Origin of the sequence: Aminiphilus sp. (assembly GCF_029975095.1) — a bacterium.
GTDB lineage: Bacteria > Synergistota > Synergistia > Synergistales > Aminiphilaceae > Aminiphilus.
Genome location: NZ_JARKPW010000148.1, coordinates 1 through 10,498, shown reverse-complemented (window position 1 = coordinate 10,498; position 10,498 = coordinate 1). Strand labels below are relative to the sequence as shown.

Annotated in this window: 10 protein-coding genes; all 10 read left to right on the top strand. The window is 57.7% G+C overall.

What is annotated here, in order from left to right; genetic code table 11:
- On the top strand, positions 1-338 hold a 338-nt coding region (locus Q1K49_RS09140; protein WP_300525329.1), incomplete at its 5' end, for a thiamine pyrophosphate-dependent enzyme.
- A gap of 210 nt (positions 339-548) precedes the next feature.
- The gene (gene gmd / locus Q1K49_RS09135) at positions 549-1,601 is read left to right on the top strand and encodes a GDP-mannose 4,6-dehydratase (RefSeq protein WP_300525326.1); all 1,053 of its coding nucleotides are present in this window, start codon (positions 549-551) and stop codon (positions 1,599-1,601) included.
- Positions 1,602-1,774: 173 nt separating this feature from the next.
- On the top strand, positions 1,775-2,743 hold the full coding sequence (locus Q1K49_RS09130; RefSeq protein ID WP_300525324.1) for a GDP-L-fucose synthase: 969 nt from the start codon (positions 1,775-1,777) through the stop codon (positions 2,741-2,743).
- A gap of 55 nt (positions 2,744-2,798) precedes the next feature.
- Positions 2,799-3,557 (top strand): hypothetical protein, encoded by a 759-nt coding sequence (locus Q1K49_RS09125; protein WP_300525323.1) that lies wholly within the window; start codon positions 2,799-2,801, stop codon positions 3,555-3,557.
- Between the two features lie 19 nt (positions 3,558-3,576).
- A complete protein-coding gene (locus tag Q1K49_RS09120; protein ID WP_300525320.1) occupies positions 3,577-4,638 on the top strand; it encodes a glucose-1-phosphate thymidylyltransferase in 1,062 nt (353 codons plus the stop codon).
- 42 nt (positions 4,639-4,680) lie between these two features.
- On the top strand, positions 4,681-5,694 hold the full coding sequence (locus tag Q1K49_RS09115; RefSeq protein ID WP_300525332.1) for an SDR family oxidoreductase: 1,014 nt from the start codon (positions 4,681-4,683) through the stop codon (positions 5,692-5,694).
- On the top strand, positions 5,691-6,563 hold the full coding sequence (rfbD, locus tag Q1K49_RS09110; protein ID WP_300525318.1) for a dTDP-4-dehydrorhamnose reductase: 873 nt from the start codon (positions 5,691-5,693) through the stop codon (positions 6,561-6,563). The genes Q1K49_RS09115 and rfbD overlap by 4 nt, the downstream gene beginning before the upstream one ends.
- Positions 6,564-6,598: 35 nt before the next feature.
- Positions 6,599-7,156: a dTDP-4-dehydrorhamnose 3,5-epimerase gene (gene rfbC / locus Q1K49_RS09105; protein ID WP_300525315.1), complete on the top strand. Its 558-nt coding sequence runs from the start codon at positions 6,599-6,601 to the stop codon at positions 7,154-7,156.
- A 592-nt stretch (positions 7,157-7,748) separates the two neighbouring features.
- Entirely contained in the window at positions 7,749-9,254 is a 1,506-nt protein-coding gene (locus tag Q1K49_RS09100) for an S-layer homology domain-containing protein (protein WP_300525313.1), read from the top strand.
- Positions 9,255-9,571: 317 nt separating this feature from the next.
- On the top strand, positions 9,572-10,354 hold the full coding sequence (locus tag Q1K49_RS09095) for a hypothetical protein (protein ID WP_300525310.1): 783 nt from the start codon (positions 9,572-9,574) through the stop codon (positions 10,352-10,354).
- Positions 10,355-10,498 lie beyond the last annotated feature (144 nt).

Genomic DNA, 10,498 nt, shown 5'->3' with positions numbered 1-10,498 from the left:
GTCTCGGAATGGTACGCCAGTTCCAGGATCTCTACTTCGGAGGGCGAAGACAATCCACCGTGATCGGCTACAGTCGGCCCGATTTTGTGCGGATCGCCGAGGCCTATGGAATACCGGCCTGGCGTGTGCGAGCGAGAGAGGAAACGGAGGAAGGTCTTCTCCGGGCCATGTCCGTCCGTGGGCCGTCGCTCCTGCATGTGGAACTTCCTCTGGAGACGGTGGTGCAGCCAAAGCTTGTGGTGAACCGCCCGGTGGAGGACATGTCGCCTTCGCTGGATTCCGCCTTTCTCCGGTCCCTGTTGTTGGTGGATCCCCTGGAGGATGGCGAGAAGTCCTGAGTTCTTCCCGAAGCGTCGCTTGTCCGCCGGCACGGGGGAAAAGCGTTTCGGGAGCGTGAAAAAGATTCTTGCGCTTGAACCATGGCATTTCAGAGGTGTCTTTTCCCTTCCGGAAGGTTCTCCTTGTTCGGGGTGGCCTCCCGGAGAGCCCATGCGAAAATCTCTTTATTCATTCGGGAATAGTCCATCAAAGGAAGGAGGTCGAAGGCGGTGTCGCGAGCGTTGATCACGGGCATTACCGGCCAGGACGGATCCTATCTGGCCGAACTCCTTTTGCACCGGGGATACGAAGTGCACGGTCTGGTTCGGCGGGCCAGCACGTTCAACACCCAGCGATTGGAGCACATCTACCAGGATCCCCACGTGGAGGGGGCCAGGCTCTTTCTGCACTACGGTGACCTTGCCGACGCAGGGCGGCTCACGAATCTCGTCTATGAGATCCGACCGGACGAGATCTACAATCTCGGTGCCCAGAGTCACGTGCGGGTCAGCTTCGACATGCCCGAATACACCGGGGACGTGACCGGCCTCGGCGTTACCCGCCTTTTGGAGGCGGTGCGGCGCAGCGGCATCAAGACCCGGTACTATCAGGCGTCGAGCTCCGAGCTTTTCGGCGTGGCCCCGCCGCCCCAGAGCGAGTCCACCCCGTTCATGCCCCAAAGCCCCTATGCTGCGGCCAAGCTCTATGCCTACTGGATGACCACCAATTACAGAAACGCCTATAACCTCTTCGCCGTGAACGGCATTCTCTTCAACCACGAATCGCCCCGGCGGGGAGAGACCTTCGTGACCCGCAAGATCACCCGTGCCGTGGCGCACATTCGGAAAGGACTCCAGAAAAAACTCTACCTGGGCAATCTCGAGGCTCGCCGCGACTGGGGTTTCGCTCCGGAATACGTGGAGTGCATGACCCTTCTGTTGCAGCACGACACTCCCGAGGACGTGGTCATCGGGACCGGAGAGAGCCGTTCCGTGCGGGAATTCGTGGAGGAGGCCTTCAGCTACGCCGGGCTCGACTGGCGGGAGCACGTGGAGATCGACCCCCGCTACTTCCGCCCCACCGAAGTGGATCATCTCCTCGCCGACCCCTCGAAGGCCCGGAGGCTTCTCGGCTGGGAGCCCCGGGTGACGTTCCGGGAACTGGTGCGGATCATGGTGGACTGCGACCTGGCCGCCCTGGGAGAGACGCCTCCCGGCGAGGGTATGCGGGCTCTTCGGGAAAAAGGATTCGGCTGGACGGCGAACCGGGTCACGCCGGGGTAGGGCGTCGCTCCCACGCAAGCATGGCCGGGAACGGATATGGCTCCATGACGCTTTCCGTGGAGCCATGGAGGAAAGACGAACGCCGGGGCCGCGAAGATCGGGCGGGGCCGCATCTCCCTGCGGCACGGCATGGACATGATGGCGACAGGAAGGACATGAAGGAGAGGACCGAAATGTCTCACCCACGGAGCGGACGACTCGAAGGAAAGATCTACGTCGCAGGACATCGCGGCCTTGTGGGAAGCGCGCTGATGCGCTGTCTTGCCCGAAAGGGCTATGGAAACCTCCTCACCCGTTCGAGCCGGGAACTCGATCTGCGCTGCGAGGAGGGGACATTCCGTTTTTTTCGCCGGGAAAGGCCGGATTACGTCTTTCTCGCCGCCGCCAAGGTGGGAGGAATCGGCGCGAACAGCGCCTTTCCCGCGGATTTTCTCGCGGACAATCTTCGCATTCAGACCAACGTGCTCCTCGCCGCCCGCGAGACGGGGTGCCGCAAGCTGCTCTTTCTGGGAAGCTCCTGCATCTATCCCCGGATGGCTCCCCAGCCGATTCCGGAGGAAGCCCTCCTCACGGGGCCCCTGGAGGAGACGAACGAGCCCTACGCCGTCGCTAAAATCGCCGGCATCATCCTCGCCCGTTCCCTCCGGAGGCAGCACGGCATGAACTGCATCGCCGTCATGCCCACCAACCTCTACGGGCCGGAGGACAATTTCGATCTCGAGACCTCCCATGTTCTTCCGGCGCTGCTTCGACGGTTCGTCGAGGCGAAGGAGCGTGGCGTGCCCTCGGTGACGCTCTGGGGAACGGGGACGGCGCGGAGGGAGTTCCTGCACGTGGACGATCTCGCTGAAGCGTGCTGTTTCCTTATGGAAAGCTACGACGGGGAAGAGCTCGTGAACATCGGTACGGGGGAGGACCTCTCCATTCGGGAGCTTGCGGAGCTGATCCGACGCACCGTGGGGTACGAAGGCGAGATCGGGTGGGATGCCTTCCGCCCGGACGGAACGCCCCGAAAACTCCTCGACGTGTCCCGCATCCACGCCCTTGGGTGGCGCCATCGCATTTCCCTCGGGGAGGGGCTTCGTTCCACATTGGCATGGTACCTCGCGTCCAGGGACTTCGTGCAGTCCGGTGAATGGTGATGTGGGGACCGAAGAGCCAAAACCTTCGGAGTGCCTTTGAGGCGGATGTACGGAAATGAGCGGAGGCGAAACGGTCCTTCTCACGGCGTGCATCGCTCCCGGATCGGGTGTCCCCTACCTCGCCCTCCGCGACACCGGGGAGCGCCTGGCGGACTATGTGGAATCTCTCGTGCGCTGGCTTCGAACGCCTGCTGTTTCAGCAGTGGTTTTCTGCGATAACAGCGGCTATCCCTTCGAGAGCGCGTCCTTCTCAGCTCTCGCCCGAGCGCTGGGAAAAGAACTGGAGGTGTTGTGCTTTTCAGGAAACGATGGAGCGGAGCGCTACGGAAAAGGATACGGCGAGGGGCATCTCTGTGATTATGCTTTCTCGAAAAGCCGTTTATTGCGGCAGGCCACCTCGTTCTACAAGGCGACGGGGCGGCTCTACGTGACGAATTTCGACCGCATCGCCTCACGGCACTCCCGTGATGAAAGTGTCTTCGCGCTCACGAGTTCCCGCGTTTCCTACGCGGTGAAACGTTTTCAGGGGAAACCGGAGCCCCGAGGCGTTGACACGCGTCTGTTCAAGATCAGCGCAGACCTGTACCGGCGTCGCCTTTTCGGATGCTACGACGAGGTGGACGATTGCGCCGGACGCGCTCTGGAGTATGTCGTTCACGATCGTCTCGTCACGGATCCGGTAGCCTCCTTTTTTGAATGTCCTCGTTATGCCGGACGCTCCGGTACGACGGGAAAACCCTTCTCCGAAAGATGGATCGATCATGTGTTGCGGGATCTCTGGTTTCGCCTGGGGCTCCATGCGGTGTCCCCATGACACGGAAGGCAGGAGAAAAATGAAAGGACTGGTACTCGCTGGAGGAAAGGGAACTCGCTTACGGCCGGTCACCTATTCTCTGGCCAAGCAACTTGTCCCTGTGGCAAATCGACCGATTCTCCACTACGTGGTGGAGAATCTCATCGCCGCCGGAATTGCTCAAATTGGTGTCGTCATCTCTCCCGAGACGGGAGAGATGATTCGTAAAAGCCTTCGGGAAGGTCACTTCGATGCGGAATTCTCCTTCATCCTTCAGGAAGAGCCCAAGGGGCTTGCCCACGCCGTGAGTACGGCGAGGGTATTTCTCGAGGACGAACCTTTCGTCATGTATCTGGGGGACAACCTCATCGGTTCAGGTATCAGAGATCTCGTGGAACGCTTTCGACAGGGAGGCGACGAAGCACTCATCCTGCTGAAGGAGGTTGAGAACCCGCGCATGTTCGGGGTAGTCGTCACAGATCGGGAGGGAAATGCGCAGCGTCTCGTGGAAAAACCTTCCGTCCCTCCCTCGAATCTGGCGCTTGTCGGTGTGTACCTCTTCGGACGACGGATTTTCGATGCCATAGATTCCCTCGCTCCCTCCGCGCGGGGAGAGTACGAAATCACCGACGCCATTCAAGTCCTCGTGAATCGGGGGTTTCCGGTGCGAACTGCCAGATTGGAGACATGGTGGCTCGATACGGGGAAAAAGGACGATCTCCTTGAGGCGAATCGAGTCGTGCTTGACGAATGGGCGAAACCGGACGTACGAGGTTCCGTTGTGGACAGTTCCATTGTGGGACGAGTACGGATCGGGGAAGGGGCGCTGGTGGAACGCAGTATCGTGCGCGGCCCCGTCGTGATCGGCGAAGGCGCTGTGGTGCGGGATGCGCGGATCGGTCCCTTCACGAGTATCGGCTGTGGGTGCTGCATTGAAGGTTCCACGGTGGACTATTCGGTGATTATGGAAGATGCAAGAATCTGTGGCGTGGAGCGCTTGGACGCGTCTCTCGTGGGATGTCGCGCTCGTATTGTGCGACGCATGCGGCGGGATATCTCCATGAGTCTCTGTGTGGGAGACGACGCGGAAATAGAAGTGTAGATGCGGCCGTCGTGATGGTTGTGAAGGAGGAATTGTGACGTGATGAACGTACTCGTCACCGGTGGCGGAGGGTATATCGGCTCCGTTCTGGTGCGCCGGTTGGTTCACGAGGGATATGGCGTTCGTGTGCTGGATCGCTTTTTCTTCGGAGAGCACTCGCTGCGGGATCTTTCGGGAGACGTGGAGATCGTCCGGGGAGACGTGAGGGACGTCACGCCGGAGATCTTTCGGGATATTTTCGCCGTTTTCGATCTTGCGGCTCTTTCGAACGACCCTGCGGGAGAACTCGATCCAGCGAAGACTCTGGACATCAACTACCTTGGAAGAGCCAGAATCGCCCGTCTCGCCCGACATGCTGGAGTTGCTCGCTATGTTCTCGCGAGCTCCTGCAGTATCTATGGTTTTCAGACAGGACTTCTCACGGAGGAGTCGCCCGTTAACCCACTCACCACCTATGCCGAGGCGAATCACCTGGCGGAACAGGCGGTATTGCCCCTTTCATGCGACTCCTTCTGCGTGACCGCGCTGAGGCAGGCCACGGTGTACGGTTTATCCCCCCGCATGCGGTTCGACCTGGCGGTGAACGGCATGACCCTGGGACTCTGGAAGAATGGCAAGATCAACGTCCTTCGGGACGGGAGCCAATGGCGTCCCTTCGTGCATGTAGAGGACACGGCCCGGGCATTTCTTCTCGTACTGGAGTCCGCCGTGGAGGCAGTGAGCGGGCAGGTTTTCAACGTTGGTTCGGACGAACAGAACATCCGTATTCTGGACCTCGCAAAACAGGTTGCAACGGCGTGCGGGCGGGAATTCGCGATGGAGTGGTACGGAGATCCCGACCACCGCTCCTACACGGTCTCCTTCGGAAAAATCCGGGAGCACCTCGGCTACGGAGTGGAGCATACTTTTGCCGATGGCGCCGGAGAAATTTTCGCCGCTCTCGAAGAGGGTGCGATTGACACGGGAGAGCGCACGAAAACTGTAGCGTGGTACAGAAAGCTTCTCGAAGCCAAATCGCTCGTCGATGCCGTGTCCCATAGGGGGGAGATTCTGTGAAAGTCGCCGTGGTCGGGGCATCCGGACAGGTGGGGAGCCTTCTCTGCCGGGCTCTTGACGAAGACCCCGCGTTTTCCTGCGTCCCTCTCGACCATGCTGCCGCGGATGTGACCGATCTGGAGGGGTTGCAGCAGCTGTTCCGTGAGCTTCGCCCCTCTGCCGTGTGCAGCACTGCCGCCTTTCATAACGTCGAGGCGTGCGAGAAAGATCCCGATGCGGCCTTTCGGGTTAATGCCCTTGGCGCGCGCAATCTCGCCCTCGCCTGTCGTGAGGTAGGAGCGTCACTGCTCTGGTTTTCCACCGATTACGTATTCGGCGGGGACAAGACGGACCGAACGCGCGGTTACACCGAGTTCGATCCGGTGGGGCCTGGCAATGCATATGCCCGAAGCAAGTTCGCGGGAGAACAGTACATCCGTTCAATTTGGCCGAATCACTTTATTGTGCGCACCGCTTGGCTTTTCGGCGCGTCGGGCAGCCGTTCGAAGGGCGGCAATTTTGTGACCACCATGCTGCGGCTCGGAAAGGAGCGGCGGCACCTTCGCGTCATCGACGATCAAGTCGGCAGTCCCACGAGCACGGCGTTTCTGGCTCTCCAGGTTCTCGTCCTGTTGCGGACGGAGCGATTCGGAACCGTTCATGCCGTGTGTTCCGGTTCTGCAAGCTGGTACGACCTTGCCCTGGAAATCTTCCGTCTTGCTCGGATGGATGTGGCCGTGCTTCCCGTTTCGACCGAGGAGTACGGTCAGGCAGTCCCTCGTCCTCGGTTTTCCGTGCTGGAGAACTATGTGCTCTCTCTGGAGGGGATGAACCGTATGCCTTCCTGGCAGGACGCTCTTGAGCGGTATGTTCGGGAGGTCCTTTGCTGAGAGCGCGCTCTTTCGAAGTCAGGAGTGTGGTGACAATGGGAAAATTTACGCGAACGGAAACCGGTATGGAAGGGCTCGTGCTTCTTGAGGGAACGCTCTTCGGAGACGAACGGGGCTTCTTCATGGAGACCTACAATGAAAGAGAGTTTGCGGAGCTCGGTATTGCCGCGACATTCGTGCAGGACAACCATTCCCGCTCCGCCAGGGGCGTCTTGCGGGGACTGCATTTTCAAAAAGAACACCCTCAGGGGAAACTGGTACGGGTTGTTCGGGGAAGTGTCTACGACGTGGCGGTAGATCTTCGCAGGTCCTCTGTGACCTTCGGAAAATGGTTCGGCACGGTGCTCAGTGAGGCGAACCGCCTGCAACTCTATATTCCCCCGGGATTTGCCCACGGATTTCTGACCCTTGAGGACGGGACGGAGTTTCTGTACAAGTGTACGGATTTCTACCATCCCGAGGACGAGGGGGGAATTCTCTGGAGCGATCCAACCCTTGGCGTTTCATGGCCCCTGCCGGAAGGCGCGGAGCCGGTGCTTTCTCCGAAGGATCGGACGTGGCCGCCGTTTCGGGAGGTATTCTCTTTTTCGTGACATCCTTGAGAACGCACGTGATCGTTTCGTAAGGATGTTGCTGCTTCCGGTGGTGCGGCGTGCAATTGCGGAAGGAATTTTCCGAATGGAACGTTTCAGCGATTACAGTGCTCTGATGGCGATGTGCGACAGGTTGGAAAGGTGCGTGTCAAGGACGATATTCTCCACTGCCCCGTGTGATAGGGTCTTCCCGTGAGAGCCTCGGTGCCGCCGTAGAAGGAGCCGAACAGGTATTGAAAGGATTTGTGGCCGATGCCGGAGCAAGAGCCCTTGCGGGCACAGCTTGTTTCAAGAGAAATGGGTCTTGAGACCTATTGCGACTCCGTACTTTCCCGTATATGATGTCTGCGAAGCAAGGGGAGGATTTCCCGAAGCTCTTTGACAATGCTTCCACTCGCTTGCAGTGACTCCCGACGGCAGGAAAGGAGGTGCGACAACCCCAGCCAATACGGACGAGCAGGCATAGGAAGACGGACCGGAAACGCACGGACTCGAGAGGACTGAGGAGGAAGGAAACGTGGAGACTTCATCCGAACCCCTTCGGGAATGGCGCAGAAGGCCGTACATATACCAAAAAGGGGTTGTTCTACAAATGAGAAAGTTTATGGCAGTTCTGGCGGTCGTGGCCCTCGTGGCCTTCGCCGCTCCCGCGCTCGCAGCCAATCCGTTCATGGATGTTCCCATGAACCACTGGGCCTATGACGCGATCGGGCAGCTCGCTGCTTCCGGTATCGTCAACGGTTATCCCGACGGCACCTTCAAGGGCAACCAGCCCATGACCCGTTACGAGATGGCCACTCTTGTCGCCCGGGCACTCGCCGTGGTGGACATGAACAAGGCCAGCAAGCAGGACGTGGAGATGCTGAAGAAGCTCGTCGTCGAGTTCAAGGACGAGCTGGATGCTCTCGGCGTGAAGGTCGACCAGATCGACAAGCGGGTCGCTGTCCTCGAGGAGAACATCGGCGGATGGAAAATCTGGGGCCAGTTCCGTTTTGATGCGAAGTTTGCCGGCGAGAGAGATCTTTATGGCGATGAATATGTTCTCGCGGGGAAAAACGAATTCGACCTCAATCGCTATCGTCTGTGGCTGAGGAAGACCATCGACGAGAACACCAGTCTGACCATTCGGTTGGGGCGTGGCTCGCGTGCCAACGGTTTTAGCAATATGCAGCCCGGTGTGCGGTGGGAGCGTTTCTACGTGGAAACCATGCTTCCTTGGGATGTGAAGATGACTGTTGGCCAGTGGCTCTATGACTGGGAAGACGAGTCTGGTCTCTACATCGACGAAGATGCGTGGTTCACCGATGCGATTGTGAAGGGCTTCTACTTCACCAAGACTCTCGGCATGGCTGATCTCGCGTTCTTTGTTGGCCATGAAGAGCGGGATACCACGGTCAATGGAGTGGCTGTCCCCGGTGGTAACGATCGCTTTGTCGGCGGCTTGCGGGCCAACTTCAACTTCAACGAGAATTTCCGTTTTGCCGTCAACGGCTTGGCGTTCCTGCTCGACGATGACGATGCCGCAATCACGACTGATTTCGACAAGAAGGTCTACTGGGCTGATTTCGGCGTCAACTTCACTCCTGCCATCGCCTTCAAGGGCGCATACTTCATGGAAGATCTCGACCGCCCCATGGCTGGCGCAGTGGAGGATTCTCCCAACGCATGGAAGGCCATCATCGACGTGAAGCAGGAGGCCTTCGGGTTCACCAGCCTGTGGTTGGAATATGCCAAGCTGGGTGAGGGTTTCTGGTTCTATAACAACAACAACGGTTATGATGTGTGGGCATGGGATGCCTTTGGTGCCAGTAATCTCATCAACCGGAATATCAATCAGGACACGACAGTGCTTTTTGCGTATCTGAGCCAGAAGTGGAACGACAAGTGGACCACGTTCCAGCGGTATTTCACCGCCGATTTCGACACCACGGGTGTTGATGACACCACCAACTGGACCTTTGGTGTGAAGTACCAGTATAGCCCTGCTATGAGCTTCGAACTCGCGTACGACAACGTTGATTGGGGCAGCAACAACGCAGCTGGTTATCGCTCCGGTGACGATCATATCGTTCGTTTCCGTACTCTCGTCAACTTCTAAGTTCGGGTAAGGTTCTCGTTTTTTAGCACAAAAGAGGGAGGGGCGCAGTTACTGTGCCCCTCCCTCTTTTGTGCTGTTTGTACGCTCGACAGGCCCGCATCTCCTGTGGTAGTTTGGAAAAAACGGGCACGATCAGGAGAGCATCGCAGTCCATATCGATGGAGGTGTCGAAGGCTGGCTGTTGAGCGGAGTACGAAAGGATCGAGCGGTTTTGTCTCTCCGGAAAACAAGCTATAATGAAAGCGTGGGTGGTTGTTGTCGTCATACCCCTTGGGGCAGAGTTGGCTGCCTGTGATGGTGGAAGAGGAGGCGTGGACGTGGGAGGGACAATGAGGAGAGTGTTTTGTGTGATTGCTTTTTTTGTGCTGGGTTTTGTCCTGCTGGGCACGGAAAAGGCTTCTTGGGCGAAGTCCAATCTTGAAAACATAACACAACGGTGGAGTAGGACGCAAACGTTCAAAGACGATCTGGGAGCAACGTTGGATATTACGGTAACCTATTATTCTGCGGAGTATATCGGTGCGGTTGTCCAGCAAGAAGCGGAAAAAAACCTCTGGACTGGCGATGAGATGGAGAACTACAAGTATAATTTGTTGAAAAACTTGCGATTGGACGAAGCGATTCCTATCCAGATCGCATTTAACAACAATGGCCCGACGATGCACATGGCTCCTTTCGACGGAATGGTCACTTTGCGTATTGGCAACAAGGTCTATAAACCTATAGACTACGACAAGAGATTTAATTTTAAACTTCAGGGAAAAATCGATGGTTTGGTTTATTTCTCCAGGTATGACGAAAAAACGGGGAAGTCTCTACTGAATGGTGTCAAAACTGTCCAGCTTGAGCTCAGTTCTGGAATAAGTTCGGTTACGGAAGGGCGACGAGTTCGATTTCTTTGGGATGTGGATCGGGACGATCCGGAAAAGATTTATGGAGGCAAGGCCGCGACCCAGCTCGAGATCGATCGTCTGCTCAAGCGAACCGAGCGTCTCACTGCGGAGAAGGTCGATCTGGAGGGAAAGCTCAAGGCCATTTACGAGGAGTTACTCACGATCCAGAAGCGTATTGACGAACTGCAGAAACAGCAACAGCAATAGAATTCTCTTCTGCATTTCCCTTCGGGATGGAGCATCCGCTCTCCCGGAGGTGGCGGGCAGAATGTTCTTTTCTTGAGGTCGGAAAAAAGGTCTTCGACCTGCTCTTTTCCTTGAGCCCTGCCGTTTGCGCCGCCGAAGTTTTTT

Coding starts and splice junctions, on each gene's coding strand:
- Q1K49_RS09130 (WP_300525324.1), top strand. CDS start 1,775: ATGTCTCACCCACGGAGCGGACGACTCGAAGGAAAGATCTACGTCGCA.
- Q1K49_RS09125 (WP_300525323.1), top strand. CDS start 2,799: ATGAGCGGAGGCGAAACGGTCCTTCTCACGGCGTGCATCGCTCCCGGA.
- Q1K49_RS09120 (WP_300525320.1), top strand. CDS start 3,577: ATGAAAGGACTGGTACTCGCTGGAGGAAAGGGAACTCGCTTACGGCCG.
- Q1K49_RS09115 (WP_300525332.1), top strand. CDS start 4,681: ATGAACGTACTCGTCACCGGTGGCGGAGGGTATATCGGCTCCGTTCTG.
- rfbC (WP_300525315.1), top strand. CDS start 6,599: ATGGGAAAATTTACGCGAACGGAAACCGGTATGGAAGGGCTCGTGCTT.
- Q1K49_RS09100 (WP_300525313.1), top strand. CDS start 7,749: ATGAGAAAGTTTATGGCAGTTCTGGCGGTCGTGGCCCTCGTGGCCTTC.